Origin of the sequence: Escherichia sp. MOD1-EC6842, assembly GCF_002965705.1 — a bacterium.
In the GTDB taxonomy this organism is placed as follows: Bacteria; Pseudomonadota; Gammaproteobacteria; order Enterobacterales; family Enterobacteriaceae; genus Escherichia; species Escherichia ruysiae.
In genome coordinates this window covers 15,108-38,335 of the sequence record NZ_PTRF01000010.1, presented here as the reverse complement: position 1 = coordinate 38,335, position 23,228 = coordinate 15,108, and the positions used below count along the sequence as shown (strand labels likewise).

General features: G+C 52.0%; 20 protein-coding genes, 1 pseudogene and 1 riboswitch. Of the genes and pseudogenes, 6 read left to right on the top strand and 15 right to left on the bottom strand.

Annotated elements, in window-relative coordinates; translation table 11 throughout:
• Positions 1 to 105: 105 nt before the first annotated feature.
• The 5 genes from moaE to moaA all read right to left on the bottom strand — a co-directional run bounded on the left by moaE (position 106) and on the right by moaA (position 2,809).
• Positions 106 to 558 carry a molybdopterin synthase catalytic subunit MoaE gene (moaE, locus tag A7Z29_RS13425; protein ID WP_000852302.1) on the bottom strand — a complete coding sequence of 151 codons (453 nt, stop codon included), beginning with the start codon at positions 556 to 558 and terminating at the stop codon, positions 106 to 108.
• A 1-nt stretch (position 559) separates the two neighbouring features.
• The gene (gene moaD, locus A7Z29_RS13420) at positions 560 to 805 is read right to left on the bottom strand and encodes a molybdopterin synthase sulfur carrier subunit (RefSeq protein ID WP_000598612.1); all 246 of its coding nucleotides are present in this window, start codon (positions 803 to 805) and stop codon (positions 560 to 562) included.
• Positions 798 to 1,283, bottom strand: coding sequence for a cyclic pyranopterin monophosphate synthase MoaC (gene moaC, locus A7Z29_RS13415; protein ID WP_000080885.1), 486 nt, complete (start codon positions 1,281 to 1,283; stop codon positions 798 to 800). The genes moaD and moaC overlap by 8 nt, the downstream gene beginning before the upstream one ends.
• A gap of 2 nt (positions 1,284 to 1,285) precedes the next feature.
• The gene (gene moaB, locus A7Z29_RS13410) at positions 1,286 to 1,798 is read right to left on the bottom strand and encodes a molybdenum cofactor biosynthesis protein B (protein WP_000084634.1); all 513 of its coding nucleotides are present in this window, start codon (positions 1,796 to 1,798) and stop codon (positions 1,286 to 1,288) included.
• A gap of 21 nt (positions 1,799 to 1,819) precedes the next feature.
• On the bottom strand, positions 1,820 to 2,809 hold the full coding sequence (moaA, locus tag A7Z29_RS13405) for a GTP 3',8-cyclase MoaA (protein WP_001295301.1): 990 nt from the start codon (positions 2,807 to 2,809) through the stop codon (positions 1,820 to 1,822).
• Positions 2,797 to 2,941: riboswitch (molybdenum cofactor riboswitch) on the bottom strand. Its footprint overlaps the gene before it by 13 nt.
• Before the next feature lie 265 nt (positions 2,942 to 3,206).
• Between moaA and yvcK the strand changes: the two genes are divergently transcribed.
• Positions 3,207 to 4,115: a uridine diphosphate-N-acetylglucosamine-binding protein YvcK gene (yvcK, locus tag A7Z29_RS13400; RefSeq protein ID WP_010347415.1), complete on the top strand. Its 909-nt coding sequence runs from the start codon at positions 3,207 to 3,209 to the stop codon at positions 4,113 to 4,115.
• Positions 4,116 to 4,326: 211 nt separating this feature from the next.
• On the opposite strand, the gene uvrB is transcribed toward yvcK, so the two are convergent.
• The 5 genes from uvrB to bioB all read right to left on the bottom strand — a co-directional run bounded on the left by uvrB (position 4,327) and on the right by bioB (position 10,528).
• Positions 4,327 to 6,348, bottom strand: coding sequence for an excinuclease ABC subunit UvrB (gene uvrB, locus A7Z29_RS13395; protein WP_105290357.1), 2,022 nt, complete (start codon positions 6,346 to 6,348; stop codon positions 4,327 to 4,329).
• A gap of 573 nt (positions 6,349 to 6,921) precedes the next feature.
• Complete coding sequence (gene bioD, locus A7Z29_RS13390; protein ID WP_000044852.1) at positions 6,922 to 7,602, bottom strand: dethiobiotin synthase; 681 nt, start codon at positions 7,600 to 7,602, stop codon at positions 6,922 to 6,924.
• Positions 7,595 to 8,350 carry a malonyl-ACP O-methyltransferase BioC gene (gene bioC, locus A7Z29_RS13385; protein WP_000246808.1) on the bottom strand — a complete coding sequence of 252 codons (756 nt, stop codon included), beginning with the start codon at positions 8,348 to 8,350 and terminating at the stop codon, positions 7,595 to 7,597. The genes bioD and bioC overlap by 8 nt, the downstream gene beginning before the upstream one ends.
• Positions 8,337 to 9,491 carry an 8-amino-7-oxononanoate synthase gene (gene bioF, locus A7Z29_RS13380; protein ID WP_000220207.1) on the bottom strand — a complete coding sequence of 385 codons (1,155 nt, stop codon included), beginning with the start codon at positions 9,489 to 9,491 and terminating at the stop codon, positions 8,337 to 8,339. Before bioF ends, bioC begins: the two co-directional genes overlap by 14 nt.
• Positions 9,488 to 10,528 carry a biotin synthase BioB gene (gene bioB, locus A7Z29_RS13375; protein ID WP_000951210.1) on the bottom strand — a complete coding sequence of 347 codons (1,041 nt, stop codon included), beginning with the start codon at positions 10,526 to 10,528 and terminating at the stop codon, positions 9,488 to 9,490. Before bioB ends, bioF begins: the two co-directional genes overlap by 4 nt.
• An 86-nt stretch (positions 10,529 to 10,614) precedes the next feature.
• On the opposite strand from bioB, the gene bioA reads away from it, so the two are divergent.
• The 3 genes from bioA to A7Z29_RS13360 all read left to right on the top strand — a co-directional run bounded on the left by bioA (position 10,615) and on the right by A7Z29_RS13360 (position 13,874).
• Positions 10,615 to 11,904, top strand: a complete 1,290-nt coding sequence (gene bioA / locus A7Z29_RS13370) for an adenosylmethionine--8-amino-7-oxononanoate transaminase (protein ID WP_105290356.1) — start codon at positions 10,615 to 10,617, stop codon at positions 11,902 to 11,904.
• Positions 11,905 to 11,962: 58 nt separating this feature from the next.
• Positions 11,963 to 12,439 carry a kinase inhibitor gene (locus A7Z29_RS13365; protein ID WP_032224995.1) on the top strand — a complete coding sequence of 159 codons (477 nt, stop codon included), beginning with the start codon at positions 11,963 to 11,965 and terminating at the stop codon, positions 12,437 to 12,439.
• A gap of 151 nt (positions 12,440 to 12,590) precedes the next feature.
• Positions 12,591 to 13,874, top strand: coding sequence for a putative acyl-CoA thioester hydrolase (locus tag A7Z29_RS13360; RefSeq protein ID WP_085460535.1), 1,284 nt, complete (start codon positions 12,591 to 12,593; stop codon positions 13,872 to 13,874).
• 140 nt (positions 13,875 to 14,014) lie between these two features.
• On the opposite strand, the gene A7Z29_RS13355 is transcribed toward A7Z29_RS13360, so the two are convergent.
• From A7Z29_RS13355 to A7Z29_RS13345, 3 genes are all read right to left on the bottom strand, one after another.
• Complete coding sequence (locus A7Z29_RS13355) at positions 14,015 to 16,276, bottom strand: hydratase (RefSeq protein ID WP_105290355.1); 2,262 nt, start codon at positions 16,274 to 16,276, stop codon at positions 14,015 to 14,017.
• 182 nt (positions 16,277 to 16,458) lie between these two features.
• A complete protein-coding gene (locus A7Z29_RS13350; protein ID WP_001036486.1) occupies positions 16,459 to 17,892 on the bottom strand; it encodes an anion permease in 1,434 nt (477 codons plus the stop codon).
• 75 nt (positions 17,893 to 17,967) lie between these two features.
• Positions 17,968 to 19,020: a 4-oxalomesaconate tautomerase gene (locus A7Z29_RS13345; protein ID WP_000723652.1), complete on the bottom strand. Its 1,053-nt coding sequence runs from the start codon at positions 19,018 to 19,020 to the stop codon at positions 17,968 to 17,970.
• Positions 19,021 to 19,204: 184 nt separating this feature from the next.
• Between A7Z29_RS13345 and A7Z29_RS13340 the strand changes: the two are divergent.
• Positions 19,205 to 20,158: pseudogene (locus A7Z29_RS13340) on the top strand (LysR family transcriptional regulator).
• Between the two features lie 40 nt (positions 20,159 to 20,198).
• Here A7Z29_RS13340 and pgl read toward each other — a convergent pair.
• Positions 20,199 to 21,194, bottom strand: a complete 996-nt coding sequence (gene pgl / locus A7Z29_RS13335) for a 6-phosphogluconolactonase (RefSeq protein ID WP_105290354.1) — start codon at positions 21,192 to 21,194, stop codon at positions 20,199 to 20,201.
• A gap of 154 nt (positions 21,195 to 21,348) precedes the next feature.
• Here pgl and ybhA point away from each other — a divergent pair, with 154 nt between their 5' ends.
• Positions 21,349 to 22,167, top strand: coding sequence for a bifunctional pyridoxal phosphate/fructose-1,6-bisphosphate phosphatase (gene ybhA, locus A7Z29_RS13330; protein WP_065226412.1), 819 nt, complete (start codon positions 21,349 to 21,351; stop codon positions 22,165 to 22,167).
• Here ybhA and modC read toward each other — a convergent pair whose 3' ends face one another.
• Positions 22,168 to 23,226 carry a molybdenum ABC transporter ATP-binding protein ModC gene (gene modC, locus A7Z29_RS13325; RefSeq protein WP_000891680.1) on the bottom strand — a complete coding sequence of 353 codons (1,059 nt, stop codon included), beginning with the start codon at positions 23,224 to 23,226 and terminating at the stop codon, positions 22,168 to 22,170.
• Positions 23,227 to 23,228: the final 2 nt, after the last annotated feature.

Genomic DNA, 23,228 nt, shown 5'->3' with positions numbered 1-23,228 from the left:
AAAGGATACTGCAAATGATGAGGGTGTGCATCGACGCAGCGTAAACGTATGTCCAGAGCGATGAAATTGCCGGATGCAGCGGTGCCTTATCCGGCCAACAAAAAACTACCAGCGTTTCGCCGCCTGCTGATCGCTCTCCCGGGCTTCAACCCAGCGGTCGCCTTCCGGCGTGGCTTCGCGCTTCCAGAACGGTGCGCGGGTTTTGAGATAGTCCATAATAAACTGCCCGGCTTCAAACGCGCTGCTACGATGCGCGCTGGTGACCCCGACAAATACGATTTCATCGCCCGGCCATAATTCGCCAATGCGATGAATCACCGTGACTCTCCCCAGCGACCAGCGGTTACGCGCCTCATCCACGATTTCCGCCAGTGCTTTTTCCGTCATCCCCGGATAGTGTTCGAGGGTTAATGCTTTGACGCTGTCGCCCAGGTTATGGTTGCGCACCTTACCGGTAAACGTGACCACTGCACCATCTTCGTCACGCTCAGCCAGCCACGGGTACTCTTCCCCAACGCTAAAAGGCTGAGATCCGACAACAATTTTGGTTTCTGCCATCTTAACCTCCGGTTACCGGCGGGAAGAAAGCAACTTCGTCGCCGTCAGTCAGCGGATGGTCAAAACTCACCAGCGTCTGGTTGACGGCAGCCAGCAATTTGCCATCTTCCAGCGCCAGCGCCCAGCGATCGCTCTGCGCTGCCAGGTGTTGGCGTAACGCTTCAACGGTTGGGAAATCCGCAGCCACTTCGGTTGCATCTGTTCCCACCAACTCGCGCACCTGGGCGAAAAAAAGAACTTTAATCATCCGCTTCCACCTTAAAATCACCCGACTTGCCGCCGCTCTTCGCCAGCAAACGTACCGGACCAATCACCATATCTTTTTGCACCGCTTTGCACATGTCATAAATGGTCAGCGCCGCCACGGAGGCTGCGGTTAATGCTTCCATTTCGACACCCGTTTTCCCGGTCAGGCGGCAAAGCGTTTCAATTCGTACCCGATTATGTTCCGGCTCAGCCTGTAAATTGACTTCAACTTTGCTGAGCATCAGCGGATGACAAAGCGGGATCAGATCCCAGGTGCGTTTTGCCGCCTGAATACCGGCAATGCGCGCAGTGGCAAATACGTCGCCTTTGTGATGGCGACCATCAATGATCATCGCCAGCGTCTCACTGCGCATGGTGACAAAGGCTTCGGCGCGCGCTTCACGCACAGTTTCCGCTTTGGCGGAGACATCCACCATGTGCGCTTCGCCAGCGGCGTTGATATGGGTCAGTTGCGACATACTTATTTCTTCAAATGTGGATGGAAATTGCACGGACGCGTACGGGCATCCAGCTGCGGGGCGATGATATTTTCCCAGGCGGTGCGGCACGCTTTAGTCGAGCCGGGCATCGCGAAAATCAGCGTTTTGTTAGCAACACCCGCCACCGCCCGAGATTGCAGCGTTGCGGTGCCAATCTCTTCGAACGACAGCATACGGAACACTTCGCCGAAGCCTTCGACTTCACGATCGAACAGCGGCAACAGTGCTTCTGGCGCCTGATCGCCTTCTGTCAGGCCAGTACCACCTGTAATCAGCACCACTTGTACATCGTCACTGGCGATCCACGCAGATACCTGAGCGCGAATGGCGTAGCGGTTTTCTTTGACAATGGCTTTATCGACAACGTGATGGCCTGCTTCCTGCGCCGAGTCGCGCAGATAGTGACCGGAGGTATCGTCTTCTTCACCGCGACGATTAGAAACCGTAAGAATAGCAATACGGGTCGGGATAAATTCAGTGCTTACCTGACTCATCTGATCTCTCCTTTTGACGTTTTAACCGCCAATGTACGATAAGTTTTGCGTAATACCGGTGTTGTTTTGATGCAGGAAATGGGTCTGTTTTTTCTCCCGCAGCGCCGCCGAAATACGCGCTTCCAGCGCCTGTTGCTGGGTATCGTCTTCCAGCAGATCGCGCAGGTTAACGCCGCCTTCACCAAACAGGCAGAGATGGAGTTTACCAATGGAGGAGACGCGCAGGCGGTTGCAGGTGGCGCAGAAGTCTTTTTCATACGGCATGATAAGGCCGATCTCTCCGGCGTAATCCGGATGACAAAAGACTTGTGCGGGGCCGTCGCTGCGTTGACGAAGCTGATGGATCCAGCCGCGACGCAGCAGCTCGTCACGCAGAACCTGACCAGAAATATGGTGCTTGCGGAAGAGTTCGCTGCCCTCGCCCGTTTCCATCAGTTCGATAAAACGCAGCTGAATGGGGCGATGCTGGATCCAGTTCAGAAAGGTGTCGAGTTGATGATGATTGACATCCCGCATCAGCACGGTATTGACTTTAACCTTCTCAAACCCGGCTTCAAATGCAGCATCGATGCCTGCCATTACCTGGTTGAATTTATCCTGCCCGGTAATGGCATGAAACTGACGGGCGTCGAGGCTATCAACGCTGACGTTAATGCCCGTCAGGCCTGCATCGCGCCAGTTCGCGACATCGCGTTCCAGGCGATAACCATTGGTGGTGACCGCAATCTGGCGAATAGCGTCGTTTTCCCGCACAGCGGCGATGATATCGGTAAAGTCGCGACGTAAAGACGGCTCGCCGCCTGTCAGACGCACTTTTTCGGTGCCCAGACTGGCGAAGGCGCGAGTAACCCGACGAATTTCATCGACGGTCAGGAAGCCTTTATTAGTGACGCCGCTCGGCTTGTAGCCATCCGGCAGGCAGTAGGTGCAACGAAAGTTACACACATCGGTAATCGACAGGCGCAAGTAGTAAAACTTACGCGCAAATGCATCAGTCAGTTGTGAAGCCATGTACACCTTTCCAGATACGGGAGGCGAAGTCATTTCTTCCTTCGCCCTGGTGGCAATCTTTATGAGCATTGTCACGGCCAAAGCACCGTATCAGTTGACCCAGGTGCAGAGGCTAGAGTGTTTAGTGGTTATGCCGATACTAGCGTGTAAATGAGATTTTTACCATTCACACTTTTCGCTATGTAATCATGTATATAGCGTCATGATCGTGCTATTTCCCTACAGAATAAGGGAAAATGATGGTTTTACTTTGATGTACATCATCAGCAATGCAGTGCGTATATCGTCCTTTAGAGGTAGAAAACAATTATTTGTATCCTCAATTTTGGCGGGTTAATTGCTGTTTCCCTGTCAGTTGCGCTACTGTAGCGCGGATAATCTGACTTCAGGAATTTATATGCGCAATCGTACGCTGGCTGACCTTGATCGTGTCGTTGCTCTCGGCGGAGGGCATGGACTGGGACGCGTTCTCTCATCACTTTCGTCTTTGGGTTCTCGTTTAACGGGCATTGTGACCACCACCGATAACGGTGGTTCAACAGGGCGTATTCGCCGCTCAGAAGGCGGTATTGCCTGGGGCGATATGCGCAACTGTCTTAATCAGTTAATTACAGAACCCAGCGTCGCTTCCGCGATGTTTGAATATCGTTTTGGCGGTAATGGCGAGCTTTCCGGGCATAACCTTGGAAACCTGATGTTAAAGGCGCTGGACCACCTTAGCGTGCGGCCTCTGGAAGCCATCAATTTAATTCGTAATCTGCTGAAAGTGGATGCGCATTTGATTCCGATGTCAGAGCATCCCGTTGATCTGATGGCGATTGACGATCAGGGGCATGAAGTTTACGGCGAGGTAAATATTGACCAGTTAACCACGCCGATTCAGGAATTACTGTTAACCCCTAATGTGCCTGCTACGCGTGAAGCTGTACATGCTATCAATGAAGCAGATCTGATTCTTATCGGGCCAGGCAGTTTTTATACCAGCCTGATGCCGATCCTGCTGCTTAAGGAAATGGCGCAGGCATTACGCCGCACGCCAGCACCGATGGTCTATATCGGCAATCTGGGACGTGAACTTAGCCTACCAGCGGCGAATCTGAAACTGGAAAATAAGCTGGCGATTATGGAGCAGTATGTCGGCAAGAAGGTTATTGATGCCGTCGTCGTTGGGCCGAAAGTGGATGTTTCTGCGGTCACCGACAGAATAGTGATTCAGGACGTACTGGAGGCCAGCGATATCCCCTATCGTCATGACCGCCAGTTGTTACATAACGCACTGGAAAAGGCGTTACAGGCGTTGGGTTAACGGAAAACCGGAAGAACATTCCGGCGTCAGATTGCAGACAAAGTGCGCGTTGTTCATGTCGGATGCGGCGTGAACGCCTTATCCGGCCTACAAATCGCGCAAATTCAATATATTGCAGAGTGCATGTAGGCCTGATAAGCGTAGCGCATCAGGCAATTTTACGTTTCTCATCAGCCTCAAACCAGAAGAACATTCCGGCTTTTTCATCTCGTCACGAAGCCGCAATAAACAGCTCACGCAACTGATGCAACTGGTCACGAATTTGCGCCGCCTCTTCGAACTCCAGGTTTTGCGCGTGTTTCATCATCTGCCCTTCCAGTTCATGGATTTTCTGCTGCAACGCTTTTGGCGACATATCCATCGGCATATTATCCGGCTCAACAATCGCGCGCGCTTTCCCTCTACCCTTGGCTTTGGTTTTAGCAATGTTCTGCCCCAGCGCCAGGATATCGACCACTTTCTTGTTCAGCCCTTGTGGTGTAATGCCATGCTCTTCGTTGTACTTCTGCTGTTTCTCGCGGCGACGTTCGGTTTCGCCAATCGCTTTCGCCATTGACGGGGTTATCTTATCGCCGTAGAGAATCGCTTTACCGTTAACGTTACGTGCCGCACGACCAATGGTCTGGATCAACGAACGTTCAGAACGCAGGAAGCCCTCTTTGTCGGCGTCGAGGATTGCCACCAGCGACACTTCCGGCATATCCAGACCTTCGCGCAGTAAGTTGATCCCCACCAGCACATCGAACTCGCCCAGACGCAAGTCGCGGATGATTTCCATACGTTCAACGGTATCAATGTCGGAGTGAAGATAACGCACGCGCTCGCCGTGTTCTTCGAGATATTCGGTGAGGTCTTCCGCCATCCGCTTGGTCAGCGTCGTCACCAGAACGCGTTCGTTAATTGCCGCCCGCAGGCGAATTTCTGAAAGAAGATCATCGACCTGGGTCGCGACCGGACGCACTTCGATAATTGGATCAAGCAATCCGGTTGGACGCACCACCTGATCCACCACGTCGCCGCCAGATTTCTCCAGTTCATAGTTGCCGGGCGTCGCGGAAACATAGATGGTTTGCGGGGCTAATGCTTCGAACTCTTCAAACTTCAGCGGACGGTTATCCAGCGCCGATGGCAGGCGGAAACCATACTCCACCAGCGTTTCTTTACGCGCCCGGTCGCCGCGATACATACCGCCTATCTGCGGAATGGTGACGTGTGATTCATCAACCACCAGCAGCCCATCGGCAGGCAGGTAATCAAACAGCGTCGGCGGTGGCTCGCCAGGCCCACGCCCGGAAAGAAAGCGAGAATAGTTTTCGATGCCCGAGCAATATCCCAGCTCATTCATCATCTCCAGATCAAACTGGGTACGCTGGGTCAGCCGCTGCTCTTCCAGCAACTTGTTATTTGCCAGCAGTACCTTGCGCCGATCCGCCAGTTCTTCTTTAATCTCTTCCATCGCCTGCACAATGCGCTCGCGCGGCGTAACATAGTGCGTTTTCGGGTAGATGGTATAACGCGCAATGGTCGAGATAATCTGCCCGGTTAGTGGGTCGAAAAGCGAGAGACGTTCCACTTCTTCGTCGAACAATTCTACACGTAGCGCAACGTCGTCGGACTCTGCCGGGAAGATGTCGATCACCTCACCCCGCACGCGAAAAGTGCCGCGCTGGAATGCCTGGTCGTTGCGGGTGTATTGCAACTCCGCCAGGCGACGCAGGATCGCGCGCTGATCGATAATCATACCGACCGTGAGGTGCAGCATCATCTTGAGATATAAATCAGGATCGCCCAGACCATAAATTGCGGAAACTGACGCTACGACAATGACATCTCGCCGCTCCAGCAACGCTTTGGTTGCTGAAAGTCGCATCTGTTCGATATGTTCGTTTACTGAGGCATCTTTCTCAATAAACGTATCTGAACTCGGAACATAGGCTTCTGGCTGATAGTAATCGTAATAGGAGACGAAATACTCCACCGCGTTTTCCGGGAAGAACTCTTTCATCTCACCATATAGTTGCGCTGCCAGCGTTTTGTTGGGCGCCAGCACCATGGTTGGGCGTTGCAGGTCAGCGATGACATTAGCAATAGTGAAGGTTTTCCCCGACCCCGTCACGCCAAGCAGAGTCTGATGCGCGAGGCCATCCTCCAGCCCCTCTTTGAGGCGTCGAATCGCCTCCGGCTGATCGCCAGAAGGTTTAAACGCGGAATTCAGTTTGAATGGTTTACTCATGAGTTGCTACCTGAAGGAATGGGCGGGCAGGTGTGTAATTTTACTCGTCATGATTAATAATGCCAATAAATTATACTGGATAAAAAAACAGTCTCACACCACAACATTTCTGTTACGCCGTAAACTAAGGTCTCAACCGTAGGCAAAATTGACCCTGTGACGAGATAAAACTCTGGTCTGCAGGGTTATCCCCAGAGCAATGGCTTTTTTAACATTTGTCAAGATGGCTGATGACGGATTTATTGCAGGAGATGACACTTTCCTGACAGCCATTGCATTTATCTAACAGATTGAAAAATAAAAAATATTTATTTAAGCCGTCTTTAGCGCCAATTTGCGTGCAAGCCGCGTATTCTCTCGCTTACCTTACGTTTTCTAACTCTAATGCACATGGTTATCCACAGGAATAGTGGATAACTACCTGCAGCCCCTATGTCCAGCCGCCTGGGCAATTCCCATACTAATCGTATAATGCCGGGGTAAAATTTTTTTCGCGATTTTTTTAGCATTTGGTTGGTTAAATTACGGGCGACCGAAGACGCGATCTCGCTCGCAATTCAACCAATTTTTTTGCTACTTCAGTGATGTGAGATTTATATATTTTCCGGTTAGCGCACTTTCTGGATTTTCCTGAAGCCAGGGAATTTCCCCCAGCAGCGGCGCGGGGATCATTCGGGTGAGCGTAGCCATATATTCACTGTGGCGTTTACCCTGCGGCGTGACATCGTTCGCCACCCAGCCTGCGAGTGTTAGCCCTGCCTGCTGTACTGCCTGTGCTGTCAGCATCGCATGATTAATACAGCCGAGTTTCACGCCTACCACCAGTATCACCGGCAGGTGTTCCTGCGTTACCCAATCTGCAAACGTGAAGGAATCCGAAAGCGGCGTAAACCAGCCGCCCGCGCCCTCTATCAGCACCCACTCAGCCTGGTGTTCCAGCGCACGTAATCCGGCACTCATCACCAATGGGTCAATTGGCCTGCCCTCTTGCGCGCTGATGATATGCGGCGAGGTCGGCTCTTCGAAGGTATATAGATTCACCGTGGCGTAATCCAGCTGCAGGCTGCTGTTGCGCTGTAACGCCAGTGCATCGCTGTTGCGTAAACCTTCTGCAGTCATTTCGCTACCAGAGGCAACGGGTTTGTAGCCTGCCGTCCGGTAACCTGCGGCCTTCGCGGCCTGCAACAGTGCGCAACTGGCAACGGTTTTACCCACTTCGGTGTCCGTTCCGGTGACAAAATAGCGTTTACTCACGAGTAATTACTCCCAAAAAAAGATAATAAGTCAGGGGATATCGCCCCTGCTGTTGCGGCCAGGCCAGTTGCAGTTGTTGTAACTGTGAACGGGTTAATACTCGCTGATCGCGCCCTGCGTGAAGATGCGTTGCGCCAATGCCTTTCAGCGAACGCATGGCACTGAGCGCATCATCAAAGCACAGAGTGATGGGTTGAAGATGGTGTTGATAACATAAGCCTTTCAGCGCCTGTTCAATGTCAGCGGGTAGTAAAAAGTGATTAGCATGAGGCCGTTCATCTACCGCTTGCCACGCCTGATGTAATTCAGGGAGCGATCCCTGCGCCAGCGTGGTAAATGCCACCACGCCGCCGGGGCGTACTACGCGACAAAGCTCACCTAATGCCGTGGATAAATTACCGCACCACTGCACCGCGAGATTGCTCCATGCAAGATCGAACGTCGCAGTCGCTAACGGCAGGGATTCGATATCCCCCGCCAGATAATGATCTGCGGCATCCTTCTGGCGTGCCTGGGCAAGCATTGGCGGCGAGAGATCTAACGCCATCACCTGCTCGCTGCGCTCGCGCCAGTGGCGGCTCATCCAGCCAGGTCCACAGCCAGCGTCCAGCACACGGGCGTATTTGCGTTGCGGGAGCATTGCCAGCAAGGCATCGGCGCTCTGACGCTGTAACTCTGCGTGTTGCTCATACTGTGAGGCTGCCCGACCAAATGCCGCTGCAATGGCTTGTTTATTAACCGTTGCCATGCAGCACCTCCAGCAGACGGTCGATATCCTGCATTTCATGCGCTGCGGTTAGCGTTAAGCGCAGTCGCGCAGTACCAGCGGGTACGGTTGGCGGGCGAATCGCCGTGACCCAGCAGCCTTGCTGGCGCAGTTTTTCTGCCAGTTGTAACGCACGGCTGTTATCACCGACGATCAATGGCTGGATGGCGCTGCATGAATCAGCAAGCGTAAACGGCAAATCCTGTACTCCGGCACGAAAACGCGCAATGAGTGACGCCAGTTTTTCGCGCCGTGCATCACCCTCATCACGGCGAATGACCGCCAGCGACGCACGTAATGCCTGCGCCTGAGCGGGCGGCATACTGGTGCTATAGATAAGATGGCGGGCAAATTGCAGCAGATAATCCGCCACAGTTTCAGAGCAAAGCACCGCCGCACCGCTGACACCAAATCCTTTGCCAAACGTAACCACCAGCAATTCCGGCCTCACCTGCTGTTGCCAGCAGCTACCGCGCCCCTGTTCACCGATAACACCCGTACCGTGGGCATCGTCGACCATCAACCAGCCATTGTGCTGTTGCGTCTCACGGTGGATTTCCGTCAGCGGCGCACTATCGCCATCCATACTGAATACGCCTTCTGTCACCACCAGTCGCAACCCTGGACAGGAGGAAGCAAGCAGGCGCGCCAGATGAGCGACATCGTTATGAGCAAAACGGCGAAGCTGCGCCGGACTTAAACTGGCCGCTTCCTGCAAGGAGGCGTGGCTAAGCCGGTCGGCAACGATGCGGTCATCTTTCGCCATCATCGCGGCAATGACCGCCTGATTAGCGGCAAAACCGGAGATAAACAGCAGCGCCCGCGAATAACCCAGCCACTCGGCCAGTTCTTCTTCCAGCGCCTGATGCGCCACGCTATAACCGCTGACGTGACCGGAACCGCCACTACCGACGCCAAATTGCTCCGCCCCCTGCTGCCAGGCACGGATAATTTGCGGATGATGGCTTAAACCTAAGTAATCGTTACTGGAAAAGTTCAGATACTGCCGTTCGTCCGCCACCAGCCAGCGTCCGGCGCCTTGTGCCACCGGATAACGGCAACGCAGGGCATCGGCAGCACGCCGCGCATCGAGCGCCGCGTTAATCTTCTCCTGCCAGGTCATAGGGCTGCCGCGTTGTAGTATTCGTCGGTGTCCGGGGTCATCAGCGCCTGTTCCAGACGTTGCTGTTGTTCGTTATCGCCCGCCAGAACGGCGGTTTGTTGCGGATTCAGCCCCAGTTTGCGGAACAGTTGCAGGTCTTTATCTTCTTCCGGATTCGGCGTGGTCAGCAGTTTGCAACCGTAGAAAATCGAGTTAGCTCCGGCCATAAAGCACATCGCCTGAGTCTGTTCGTTCATCTGCTCGCGTCCGGCAGAAAGGCGCACATAAGAGGTCGGCATCAGGATCCGCGCCACCGCAATGGTGCGAATAAAATCAAAGGCATCGACATCATCGTTATCCGCCAGCGGCGTGCCTTTCACCTTCACCAGCATGTTGATTGGTACGCTTTCCGGCGGCGTCGGCAGGTTTGCCAGTTGCAGCAATAATCCGGCGCGATCTTTCACCGTTTCGCCTAAGCCCACAATGCCACCTGAGCAGACTTTGATCCCGGCATCGCGCACTTTTTCCAGCGTATCGAGGCGTTCCTGGTAGGTACGCGTGGTAATGATATTGCCGTAAAACTCCGGCGAGGTGTCGAGGTTGTGGTTGTAGTAATCCAGCCCGGCATTCGCAAGGCGCTGCGCCTGGGATTCACTTAATGTCCCCAGCGTCATACACGCCTCCAGCCCCATCGCTTTTACCCCCTGCACCATCTGCTCGAGATAGGGCATATCGCGTTCGTGCGGATTCTTCCACGCCGCGCCCATGCAGAAACGTGTCGATCCCGCCGCTTTCGCTTTGCGCGCCGACTCCAGCACCTGTTCAACTTCCATCAACCGCTCGGCTTCCAGCCCGGTTTTGTAGCGCGAGCTTTGCGGGCAGTATTTGCAGTCTTCCGGACAAGCTCCGGTCTTAATCGACAGCAAAGTGCTGACCTGTACCTGACGAGGATCGAAATGCTGACGATGCACCTGCTGCGCTTCAAACAGCAGATCCAGCAACGGTTTTTCAAATAATTCTGTGACTTGCGACAATGTCCAGCGTGGGCGGTGAGCCATGGGGCTTCTCCAAAACGTGTTTTTTGTTGTTAATTCGGTGTAGACTTGTAAACCTAAATCTTTTCATTTTGGTTTACAAGTCGATTATGACAATGGACGATCTTGCCTTTGACCAACGCCATATCTGGCACCCGTACACATCCATGACCTCCCCGCTGCCGGTTTATCCGGTGGCGAGCGCGGAAGGTTGCGAGCTGATTTTGTCTGACGGCAGACGCCTGGTTGACGGTATGTCGTCCTGGTGGGCGGCGATCCACGGCTACAATCACCCGCAGCTTAATGCGGCGATGAAGTCGCAAATTGATGCCATGTCGCATGTGATGTTTGGCGGTATCACCCATGCGCCCGCCATCGAGCTATGCCGCAAACTGGTGGCGATGACGCCGCAACCACTGGAGTGCGTTTTTCTCGCAGACTCCGGCTCCGTAGCGGTGGAAGTGGCGATGAAGATGGCGTTGCAGTACTGGCAGGCCAAAGGCGAAGCGCGCCAGCGTTTTCTGACCTTCCGCAATGGTTATCATGGCGATACTTTTGGCGCGATGTCGGTATGCGATCCTGACAACTCTATGCACAGCCTGTGGAAAGGCTATCTGCCAGAAAACTTGTTTGCTCCAGCCCCGCAAAGCCGCATGGACGGCGAATGGGATGAGCGCGATATGGTAGGCTTTGCGCGCCTGATGGCGGCGCATCGTCATGAAATCGCTGCGGTGATCATTGAACCGATTGTCCAGGGCGCAGGCGGGATGCGCATCTACCATCCGGAATGGTTAAAACGAATCCGCAAAATGTGCGATCGTGAAGGTATCTTGCTGATTGCTGACGAAATCGCCACCGGATTTGGTCGTACCGGCAAACTGTTTGCCTGTGAACATGCGGGGATTGCGCCGGACATTTTATGCCTCGGTAAAGCCTTAACCGGCGGCACGATGACCCTTTCAGCCACGCTCACCACGCGCGAGGTTGCAGAAACCATCAGTAACGGCGAAGCTGGTTGCTTTATGCACGGGCCAACTTTTATGGGCAATCCACTGGCCTGCGCGGCAGCGAACGCCAGCCTGACGATTATTGAATCCGGTAAATGGCACCAGCAGGTGGCAAATATTGAAGCGCAACTACGTGAGCAACTGGCACCAGCCCGTGACGCCGAAATGGTTGCCGATGTGCGCGTACTGGGGGCAATTGGCGTGGTCGAAACCACTCGTCCGGTGAATATGGCGGCGCTGCAAAAATTCTTTGTCGAACAGGGGGTATGGATCCGGCCTTTTGGCAAACTGATTTACCTGATGCCGCCCTATATTATTCTCCCGCAACAGTTGCAGCGTCTGACCGCAGCGGTTAACCGTGCGGTGCAGGATGAAACATTTTTTTGCCAATAACGGGAAGTCAGCGTGTGGGTTTCTGGCTACACTTTCTGCAAACTAGAAAGGAGGGTTCATGAAACTCATCAGTAATGATCTGCGCGATGGCGATAAGTTGCCGCATCGTCATGTCTTTAACGGCATGGGTTACGATGGCGATAATATTTCGCCACATCTGGCGTGGGATGATGTTCCTGCGGGAACGAAAAGTTTTGTTGTCACCTGCTACGACCCGGATGCGCCAACCGGCTCCGGCTGGTGGCACTGGGTAGTTGTTAACTTACCCGCTGATACCCGCGTATTACCGCAGGGGTTTGGCTCTGGTCTGGTGGCAATCCCTGATGGCGTGCTCCAGACACGTACCGATTTTGGTAAAGCCGGATACGGTGGCGCCGCGCCGCCAAAAGGCGAAACTCATCGCTACATTTTTACTGTTCACGCGCTGAATGTAGAACGTATTGATGTCGATGAAGGTGCCAGCGGCGCGATGGTCGGTTTTAACGTTCATTTCCACTCTCTCGCCAGCGCATCAATTACCGCGATGTTCAGTTAAATGTTCTGTCAGATGGTGCAAGGCCATCTGACATCACTTAAAGGTATTAAAAACAACTTTTTGTCTTTTTACCTTCCCGTTTCGCTAAAGTTAGTATAAAAAAGCAGGCTTCAACGGATTCATTTTTCCATTTCAAAGCCCGGAGCAACCTGTGAACACATTTTCAGTTTCCCGTCTGGCGCTGGCACTGGCTTTTGGCGTGACGCTGACCGCCTGTAGCTCAACACCGCCCGATCAACGCCCTTCCGATCAAGTAGCACCTGGTACGTCTTCTCGCCCGATTCTGTCGGCAAAAGAAGCGCAGAATTTCGATGCTCAACACTATTTTTCCTCCCTGACGCCAGGTGCTGCAGCATGGAATCCTTCCCCGATTACCCTGCCTGCGCAACCTGATTTTGTTGTCGGCCCGGCGGGTACTCAAGGTGTAACGCATACCACGATTCAGGCGGCGGTAGATGCGGCGATTATCAAGCGTACCAATAAGCGCCAGTATATTGCCGTGATGCCAGGTGAGTATGAAGGTACGGTTTATGTCCCTGCGGCACCGGGCGGAATCACCGTTTACGGCATGGGCGAAAAACCGATTGATGTGAAAATTGGACTTTCCCTTGATGGTGGAATGAGCCCTGCTGACTGGCGTCATGACGTTAACCCACGCGGCAAATATATGCCCGGTAAACCAGCGTGGTATATGTACGATAGTTGCCAGAGCAAACGCAGCAACAGCATCGGCGTTCTCTGTTCTGCGGTCTTCTGGTCACAAAACAATGGCCTGCAACTGCAAAACCTGACCATCGAAAACACGCTGGGCGATAGCGTAGATGCGGGTAACCATCCGGCGGTGGCGTTGCGTACTGATGGCGACAAAGTACAGATCAACAACGTTAACATTCTTGGTCGTCAGAATACTTTCTTTGTCACCAACAGCGGTGTGCAAAACCGTCTGGAAACGAATCGTCAGCCGCGTACTCTGGTAACTAATAGCTACATCGAAGGGGATGTGGATATCGTTTCTGGCCGTGGTGCAGTGGTGTTCGATAATACCGAATTCCGCGTGGTGAACTCACGTACTCAGCAAGAAGCGTATGTGTTCGCACCGGCTACGCTGTCCAATATTTACTACGGTTTCCTTGCCGTAAATAGCCGTTTCAATGCCTCCGGTGATGGCGTCGCACAGCTGGGCCGCTCGCTGGATGTTGATGCCAATACCAACGGTCAGGTAGTGATCCGTGATAGCGCCATCAACGAAGGCTTTAACACGGCTAAACCGTGGGCCGACGCGGTGATTTCTAATCGTCCATTTGCGGGTAATACCGGCAGCGTTGATGATAACGACGAAGTACAGCGCAATCTGAATGACACTAACTACAACCGCATGTGGGAATACAATAACCGTGGCGTGGGTAGCAAAGTGGTTGCAGAAGCAAAGAAATAAGCGTTGTTAACTATTTGCCGGATGCGGCGTAAACGCCTTATCCGGCCTACGGGTCGATGCGATTCGTAGGTCGGATAAGATGCGCCAGCATCGCATCCGACAATAAGTGCCGGATGCGGCCTACATTCACATGGCGCTTTTTACATCTGACGGTTTTTATTGAAGTTAATCAAACTACCCGCCTTGATAATCTCACGCTCTTCCGCAGTCAGATTTTCCATATACAGCGTAATTTCCGTAACCGGCGCATCTTCATGGATCACATAACCTTTGAAGGTCGTACCTGGATTATCCAGCGCCGCTTTAATGCCAGGAATATAAATGTAATCCCCCACTTCAAAGTTCGGCACTTCTGCCATTTGCAGCGGTAACATCCCCCAGTTGATGACATTAGAACGGTAACGTTTAGTCGCGTATTCCTCGGCAATATTCGCCAGACCGCCAATCACACGCTGGCAGCTCGCCGCCTGCTCACGCGCAGAACCATCGCCTGGTTTCACCGCATAGACCATGCTGCCAATTTCAGTTTGCAGCGGATCAATATGCTCCTGACCAGCAATCTGCTTAATGCGCGCAAACACCTCTGTCAGCTCGCTGACATTCCCCGCCAGACGCTGATTTTCCAGCTCAGCAGTCGCTTTACTTCTGCCAACATAACCTGGATCGCGGCGTGACAGGGTAAACTCCGCCAGACCAATCGGATTTGAACGATAAGAAGAGGTTTCACCGGAAGGAATCAGTTCGTCGGTGGTGGTGACTTCGTCGAGGATCTTCGAGCACACTTTGAGGACGATATTGTCAGTCAGCGCCCCCAATTCTGGCCAGTCTTTAATGTTCGGTCCGTAAATCAACGGTTGCTGGGTCGCCCCTTTCACAAAGCCCTGATAAACACGATTTTTATACGGCGTTACATCGAAGGCGTACTCCGGCACGTTATCCCAGCAATCAAGTTCGCTCGCAGAGGTTAAATAGCCACCGTTTGCCGCAGTCGCAGCGATAGAACGAGCGTCCATCAACGCCACTGCTGACATCTGCCCATTGGCTGGCTTAGAGCCTTCGCGGTTCGGGAAGTTACGCGTGGTGTGGCGAATACTCAAACCGTTGTTGATTGGCGTATCGCCCGCGCCAAAGCATGGGCCGCAGAACGCGGTTCTGATGATTGCGCCTGCGCCAATCAAATCTGCTACCACGCCTTTTTTGGCTAAATCCATAAACACCGGCTGTGATGACGGGTAAACCGCCAGCGAGAAGGTATCGTTGCCACAGGATTGACCGCGCAGTGCATTCGCCGCCGCGATGACGTTTTCGTAGTTACCGCCAGAACAGCCCGCGATAATCCCCTGCTGCACTTTCAGGCGACCATTTTCCACTTTATCCAGCAGCGAGAGTTTGGCTTTACCGTGCGCCACGCGTTCGGACTCAATTTCAATCTCACGCAGAATGTCGGTCAGGTTCTGGTTCAGCGTGTCGATTTCATATACGTTGCTCGGGTGGAACGGCAGCGCAATCATTGGTTTGATGGCGCTTAAATCAACGCTGATGCAGCCATCGTAGTATGCCATCGGTTGAGGGTTAAGCTGGCAGTAATCCTGGCCGCGACCGTGCAGCGCCAGCCAGTTATGGACTTCTTCATCGGTTTGCCAGACAGAACTTAAACAGGTCGTTTCAGTGGTCATAACGTCAACGCTGTTACGGAAATCGGTAGAGAGCGCAGCAACACCGGGACCTACGAATTCCATCACTTTGTTTTTGACGTAGCCGTTTTTGAACACGGCACCGATGATAGCCAGCGCCACATCCTGTGGCCCCACATACGGCGCAGGTTTTCCGGTCAAATGCACCGCAACAACTCCCGGATAGTCGATATCCCAGGTGTCATTAAGCAGCTGTTTTACCAACTCACCGCCACCCTCACCGACTGCCATTGTCCCTAATGCACCGTAACGGGTGTGGCTGTCTGACCCGAGGATCATTTTGCCGCCGCCTGCCATCATCTCACGCATATATTGATGGATGACCGCAATATGCGGAGGCACAAAAATACCGCCATAACGCTGAGCCGCCGATAAACCAAAAACATGGTCATCACCGTTAATGGTGCCGCCGACGGCGCAGAGTGAGTTATGGCAGTTGGTCAGCACATACGGCAGCGGGAAACGTTCCATACCGGACGCTTTAGCGGTCTGTACAATACCAACAAAGGTAATATCGTGAGAGGCTAATGAATCAAACTTAATTTTAAGTTTATCCATATTTCCGGACGTATTATGAGAAGAGAGAATAGACCAGGCAATAGTGCCTTTTTTTGCTTCTTCTTTTTTAATTTCGCCGGTGAAATGTTCTTCGGCAATTATTTCGTTATTACTGGCGAGAAACACGCCTTTTTCAGATAACTTGATCATCAAATGCTCCAGATATCTGCGCACCGTGAAGTGCGCAGAAAGATAATAAATGGATATACTCTAAATAATTCGAGTTGCAGGAAGGCGACAAGCGAGTGAATCCCCAGGAGCTTACATAAGTAAGTGACTGGGGTGAGCGAACGCAGACGCAGCACATGCAACTTGAAGTATGACGAGTATATTTACAGCATGTTCCAGCCGATCAGCATATTCCACCACCACACGCCAAGGGTGATATGCACCAGGAAGGTTAATATCGTCAGTACCGCACCGACCAACCACCAGGATTTAATATCGTTATAACCCACGCCAAAGATGACCGGACCTGCCGCGCCGCCATAGTGAGTAACCATGCCGCCATAGGAGTTGGAGAACAACAGTGCCAGCGCGGTTAACATTAACGGTGCGCCGGAGACGTTCGCCAGCATGGCAAATACCGGTAACATAGCAACGATATAGGCACTACCGGAAGCGAAGAAATAACGAACGATGATGCTGAGGAAAATAATAACGAAGAAAGCAACGTTACCGTGACCATCAAATGCCAGGTTATTTTTAAAGACTTCAGCTAACCATTCGAAGAATTTAACTTTCGATAATAAGGAGCTTAAGCCGATAATACCGCCGTACCAGATTAAGGTATTCCAGCCGCCTTTATTTTTAACCACGTCTTCCCAGGTAACGATACCCAGCAGCAGCATGGTCGCCATAACAACGATTGCCACGGTGGATTCATCAACCCCCAGGGACTTACTGAAAATCCAGCCCAGCAGCGCCAGCACAAAGACACCGAGCAGCATTTTTTCGCGGATTTTCATCGGTCCCAGTTCGGCAAGGCCCGCTTTGGCGATGGTTTTGTTATCCACCTTCTTAATTTCTGGCGGATACATGGTGTAAATCACCAGCGGGGTAACCAGCAGCATAATGATGCCCGGCAATCCGGCTGCCAGCGCCCATCCACCCCAGCTAATTTGCAGGTGCAGAATGTCGTTGATCATTTTCAGCGCCAGAATGTTCCCCGCCATTGCGGTAAAGAACATATAGCTGGTGGTTTTGGTGACCATGTAAATGGACATCATCAGGTAATGTCCGACACGACGCGGACTTTTTTCCGGTTCGGACCCCAAAGCCACCGCCACGCTGTTGATGATCGGTAACACAATGCCGCCCGCACGCGCGGTGTTAGACGGTGTTGCCGGAGCCAGTACCAGATCGAGAAATACCGTAACGTAACCCAGACCCAGGGTAGTGCTACCAATTTTACCAATCAGCAAATAGGCAATACGTTTACCTAAGCCGGTGGTCACAAATGCGGCGCTTAAGGTAAACGCCGAGAACACCAGCCAGGTGGTACCTGAAGAGTAACCGCTTAATACGGCGGTGGTCTTAAACGCACCGTCGGATAAGTTACCGACCACCACCATGGAGGCAGCAACGGCAATTAACAGTACGACAGGTTCCGGGAAAGGCTTGATAACCAGCCCCACAATGGCCGCCAGGTAAATACCAAAAAGCACCCACGCCAGTTCGCTTAATCCTGCCGGAGCTGGCATAAAGCCAATAATACATGGGATCGCTAATATCAGAATTAGCTTCCATAACGATTTCTTATTCATTTAAAATCCTGTTCTTTCTGTATGACTCATACAGAAGTCCTTTATTGATTGTCCTTTTCCTGACAACGAATTTTTTCAGGGAAGATAAACTTCACCGGAAAATATTTTTCTGGTCGTCCGAATAACAGATGCGCGTAACGTCGTGGCATCCTGACCTTCATTACTTAAATGAACGTCGAGCGCACCACTGGGGTGTTCAATATTGATATTGCCATATCCTACAGAAGGGACGATTTGTCGGGTGACGGTGCCTTCCAATGCACAACTACTGGAAATAGCAATAGCACCGGTTATCGCCAGCGCGCGATGGCAAGAATGCGGCATAAAATAACGCACATTAATTGCCCCGCCTTTCTGCGCTGGAGAAATAAGCACAGGTTTAGGGATAACCATATTACTGACATCACCTAAGCCCATTGCTTTACCCGCTTGTAGACGGATAGATTCAATGCGGGCTAATAATGCTTTGTCGGCATCCAGTTCCGCCGGTAATTCATAACCTGTTTTTCCCAGATATTCAGCCGGAATAATGACGACTGGCATCGCCATATCGATACAGGTCACCGGGACATCGTCAAAATAATCAATCTGATTATCAGTCGGGAAGACTTTTCCGGTTTTGGTTCCGGCGGCATTCAGGAAAGTGAGCGCAACCGGTGCGGCAGTACCCGGTACGCCGTCAATTCTGGCGCTACCCTCGTACTCGACAACACCATTTGGCGTTTGCACATCAGCCTCGATGAACGTACCAGTATTGACGTTGCGGATACGTACGCGGGTAACTGGCGAAGTCGCTGCAATCAAACCATTTTCAATGGCGAATGCCCCAACGCCAGACAGCATATTGCCGCAGTTAGGCGTGGTATCGACACGTTGCTCATGGACGATTACCTGCGCAAACAAATAATCGACATCAGCACGCGGATCGCTGGAACGGCTAATAATGGCGACTTTACTGGTCAGTGGATTACCACCGCCGATACCGTCAATTTCCAGATCATTACCGGAACCCATAATTGCCATCAATATTTTATCGCGCTGCGTTTGATCTTCAGGTAAATGTTCCGCTAACAGGAACGCACCCCTCGAGGTTCCACCTCGCATCATCACGCAGGGTATTTTTTTCATAACAATGCCCTCAATTTAAAAACATAACTTATTGCGATATGGTTACATTAAGGGCAAAGCATCTCTAATGACTTTAGCTTTACGATTAATAACATTTTTTCATTAATTTAAGTGATTAAAAGGCTGTTAAACTGGTTTAACTGCAAATCACTAAAAAGCACCGCTTCCATTTTCCGGAGTAATAATGAAGCATGAGTTATCAAGTATGAAAGCATTTGTCACGCTGGCAGAGTCCAGTTCATTTAACAATGCTGCTAAATTACTTAATATTACGCAACCTGCATTAACGCGCAGAATAAAAAAGATGGAAGAGGATTTACATATTCAACTCTTTGAGCGTACAACTCGCAAGGTTACTTTAACAAAAGCGGGGAGAATGTTGCTTCCTGAGGCGCGGGAATTAATAAAGAAATTCGATGAAACGCTTTTTAATATTCGCGATATGAATATTTATCATCGTGGTATGGTGACATTAGCGTGTATTCCTACCGCCGTGTTTTATTTCTTGCCGTTGGCAATTGGCAAATTTAATGAGCTATATCCCAATATTAAAGTGTGAATTCTGGAACAAGGCACGAATAATTGCATGGAATCGGTGCTGTGCAACGAATCGGACTTTGGCATAAACATGAACAACATCACAAATTCATCCATCGATTTTATGCCACTGGTCAACGAGCCGTTTGTGCTGGCCTGTCGGCGTGACCACCCATTAGCCAAAAAGCAACTAGTGGAATGGCAGGAACTGGTAGGCTACAAAATGATTGGCGTGCGCTCCTCCAGCGGCAATCGACTGCTGATTGAGCAAAAATTGTCCGACAAACCCTGGAAGCTGGACTGGTTTTACGAAGTGCGTCATCTTTCGACGTCATTAGGACTGGTGGAAGCAGGACTGGGGATTTCGGCGCTTCCTGGCCTGGCAATGCCTCATGCGCCCTATTCTTCTATTATTGGTATCCCGCTGGTGGAACCCGTTATACGTCGGACATTGGGGATTATTCGTCGCAAAGATGCCGTGCTTTCTCCGGCAGCAGAACGCTTTTTTGCCTTGCTGATTAATTTGTGGACTGATGATAAAGACAATTTATGGACCAATATCGTCGAACGCCAGAGACATGCGTTACAGGAGATGGGGTAATACCCCGGCGCAGGAAATACTGCGCCGGGTAACTCAACGGTTAGTGTGCGTTCACCACCACCCACATCGGCCCCTGCCCGACCGCATAGCGACCTTTTTCATGCAGTAGCCCCTGCTCGCCAACAATTTCGTAAACTGAGATGTGGTGAGATTTTTGCCCGGCAGCAATCAGATAATTGCCACTGTGATCAACGTTAAAGCCGCGCGGCTGGGTTTCCGTTGGCTGGAAACCTTCTTTGCTCAACACGCTGCCATCTTCCGAAACGCTGAAAACGGTAATCAGACTGGCGGTACGGTCACAGGCGTATAAATGACGACCATCCGGAGTAATATGAATATCAGCCGCCCAACGGGTGTCGGAGAAGTTTTCCGGCATCATATCCAGCGTCTGGACACATTCGATATTGCCGTGCGGATCTTTCAGTTCCCAGACATCCACTGAACTGTTTAACTCATTGACGCAATACGCATATTGTTCGTTTGGATGGAACACCATATGACGCGGCCCGGCGCCTTCAACGGTCGTCACTTCCGCCGGGTCCTGCGCTACCAGATGACCATCATCGCTGAGCGTAAACAGGCAGATGCGATCCTGCTTTAATGCCGGAACCCACAGCGTGCGGTTATCCGGTGAGATATTGGCGGAATGGCAGCCGTCCAGCCCCTCGACCACATCGACGACGCCCACTGGCAGGCCATCTTCCAGTCGCGTTACGCTCACGTTACCCGCATTGTAAGAACCTACAAAGACAAACTGTCCCTGGTGATCGGTAGAAATATGCGTCGGGCTACCCGGCAGCGCCGACTCTGCGGCGAATGTCAGTGCACCGTCGTCCGGGGCGATACGATACGCCAGGACGCGAAACTCAGGGCGAACGCCAACGTAGAGATAACGTTTGTCCGGGCTGACCACCATCGGCTGCACCTGCCCCGGCACATCAACAACCTGCGTCAGCGTCAGTGCGCCTTCATGATTCAGGTTCCAGACGTGAATTTGCTGGCTCTCAGGGCTGGCGATATAAACTGTTTGCTTCATGAATGCTCCTTTGCATTTAGCAACTGACTGTAACAGCTAAAATTAGTCGCTTTTGGCGGTGAATGCTGAATTAAAACGCAGAATTTTGTCCGATAGTGGTATCGGTGTACCATTCGCGCAGACGAAAATTCTTAACCTTAATCTGGAATACGCCATGACCACACGCGTGATTGCTCTCGACTTAGACGGCACCTTATTGACCCCGAAAAAGACCTTGCTTCCATCATCGATAGAAGCCCTGGCCCGCGCTCGCGAAGCAGGCTATCAATTAATCATCGTCACAGGTCGCCATCACGTCGCTATTCATCCTTTTTATCAGGCGCTGGCGCTGGATACACCTGCTATTTGCTGTAATGGCACCTATTTGTATGATTATCATGCAAAAACCGTGCTGGAAGCGGACCCAATGCCCGTTAATAAAGCCCTGCAACTCATTGAGATGCTGAATGAACACCACATTCACGGTCTGATGTATGTCGATGATGCAATGGTCTATGAGCACCCGACCGGGCATGTCATTCGCACGTCTAACTGGGCGCAAACCCTGCCGCCGGAACAGCGTCCGACTTTCACACAAGTCGCTTCTCTGGCTGAAACGGCGCAACAAGTTAACGCCGTATGGAAGTTCGCCCTGACGCACGATGACCTGCCGCAATTGCAGCATTTTGGTAAGCATGTTGAACATGAATTAGGACTGGAGTGCGAATGGTCCTGGCACGATCAGGTTGATATTGCACGCGGCGGCAACAGCAAAGGTAAACGTTTGATGAAATGGGTTGAGGCGCAAGGCTGGTCGATGGAAAACGTCGTGGCGTTCGGCGATAACTTTAATGATATCAGTATGCTGGAAGCCGCCGGAACGGGTGTAGCGATGGGCAACGCCGATGACGCAGTAAAAGCGCGCGCCAACATTGTGATTGGTGATAACACCACCGACAGCATTGCCCGGTTCATTTATAGCCACCTGATTTAATCAGGCGGTTATCGACACACTTTTAATTTGCGCGTACAGCCACAGGCCTGGTCTGATTGCCAGTTCATCCCTCGCCCACGGGCTAATACGCGCCCACAGCGTTTTACCCCCGACCTCCAGTTCGACCTCCACCTGGCCGTTGTCGTCATAGCTATTGACCACTTTTGCGCGCAACACGTTACGAATGCTGGTTTGCTGCGGAGGCTGTAAAACCAGCGAGACATCGGAAGCCTGAATGCGGATACGTAGCGCAGCTTGCAGCGGCGCGTCCAGCTTATTGACCCACAAATGCTGATCGCCCAGCGCCAGCGCGGTCATCGCGTAATGCGGATGATGCTCAAGCACCGTCACTTTCAGAATGCTACTTTGTTGCTCTTTCGGCAGCCACGGATTCATCACGCTACTACCCCAGACTTCTTCCAGCGCGCCAAAGGCTTTTACCTGACCGTTTTCCAGCACCATCACTCTGTCTGCCAGATGGAGGATCTCATCCAGAGAATGGCTGACATACAACATCGGAATGTTGATTTCCCGCGTCAGACGTTGCAGATAAGGCAACAGTTCGCGTTTACGCGGAATATCCAGTGACGCCAGCGGTTCATCCAGCAACAGCAATTCCGGCGCTGTCAGCAAAGCCCGCCCAATCGCCACACGCTGTTTTTCGCCACCGGACAGGCTGCCAGGTAAACGGTCAAGTAACGGTTCAATGCCTAAAAGCGCCACCAGCTTGTCGAACTGATCGACCATGCTTTTCGCCATGCCGTAGCGCAGATTGCCACGCACTTTGTAATGCGGAAACAGCCGCGCATCCTGAAACACATAGCCAACACGACGCTTTTCTGGCGTCAGGCAGATACCTTTTTCGGCATCATTTAGTACCCGACCATTGAGGACAATCCGCCCTTTTTGCGGACGCGTCAGTCCACTAATGGCGTTAATCAGCGAGGTTTTTCCGGCACCGGAGACGCCAAAGATAGCAGTGATGCCGTTGGCGGGCAGCGTTTCATTAATGGTCAGGCAATGGTTGCCCAACGTCTGGGAAAAATTCAGTTCCAGCATGA

Excerpts from the sequence above, each read along its gene's own strand:
- bioB (WP_000951210.1), bottom strand. The coding sequence starts at position 10,528 with ATGGCTCACCGCCCACGCTGGACATTGTCGCAAGTCACAGAATTATTT.
- uvrB (WP_105290357.1), bottom strand. The coding sequence starts at position 6,348 with ATGAGTAAACCATTCAAACTGAATTCCGCGTTTAAACCTTCTGGCGAT.
- moaB (WP_000084634.1), bottom strand. The coding sequence starts at position 1,798 with ATGAGTCAGGTAAGCACTGAATTTATCCCGACCCGTATTGCTATTCTT.
- ybhA (WP_065226412.1), top strand. The coding sequence starts at position 21,349 with ATGACCACACGCGTGATTGCTCTCGACTTAGACGGCACCTTATTGACC.
- bioC (WP_000246808.1), bottom strand. The coding sequence starts at position 8,350 with ATGGCAACGGTTAATAAACAAGCCATTGCAGCGGCATTTGGTCGGGCA.
- A7Z29_RS13345 (WP_000723652.1), bottom strand. The coding sequence starts at position 19,020 with ATGAAAAAAATACCCTGCGTGATGATGCGAGGTGGAACCTCGAGGGGT.
- pgl (WP_105290354.1), bottom strand. The coding sequence starts at position 21,194 with ATGAAGCAAACAGTTTATATCGCCAGCCCTGAGAGCCAGCAAATTCAC.
- bioF (WP_000220207.1), bottom strand. The coding sequence starts at position 9,491 with ATGACCTGGCAGGAGAAGATTAACGCGGCGCTCGATGCGCGGCGTGCT.
- moaA (WP_001295301.1), bottom strand. The coding sequence starts at position 2,809 with ATGGCTTCACAACTGACTGATGCATTTGCGCGTAAGTTTTACTACTTG.
- bioA (WP_105290356.1), top strand. The coding sequence starts at position 10,615 with ATGACAATGGACGATCTTGCCTTTGACCAACGCCATATCTGGCACCCG.
- moaD (WP_000598612.1), bottom strand. The coding sequence starts at position 805 with ATGATTAAAGTTCTTTTTTTCGCCCAGGTGCGCGAGTTGGTGGGAACA.
- moaC (WP_000080885.1), bottom strand. The coding sequence starts at position 1,283 with ATGTCGCAACTGACCCATATCAACGCCGCTGGCGAAGCGCACATGGTG.
- A7Z29_RS13350 (WP_001036486.1), bottom strand. The coding sequence starts at position 17,892 with ATGAATAAGAAATCGTTATGGAAGCTAATTCTGATATTAGCGATCCCA.
- yvcK (WP_010347415.1), top strand. The coding sequence starts at position 3,207 with ATGCGCAATCGTACGCTGGCTGACCTTGATCGTGTCGTTGCTCTCGGC.
- A7Z29_RS13365 (WP_032224995.1), top strand. The coding sequence starts at position 11,963 with ATGAAACTCATCAGTAATGATCTGCGCGATGGCGATAAGTTGCCGCAT.
- moaE (WP_000852302.1), bottom strand. The coding sequence starts at position 558 with ATGGCAGAAACCAAAATTGTTGTCGGATCTCAGCCTTTTAGCGTTGGG.
- A7Z29_RS13355 (WP_105290355.1), bottom strand. The coding sequence starts at position 16,276 with ATGATCAAGTTATCTGAAAAAGGCGTGTTTCTCGCCAGTAATAACGAA.
- modC (WP_000891680.1), bottom strand. The coding sequence starts at position 23,226 with ATGCTGGAACTGAATTTTTCCCAGACGTTGGGCAACCATTGCCTGACC.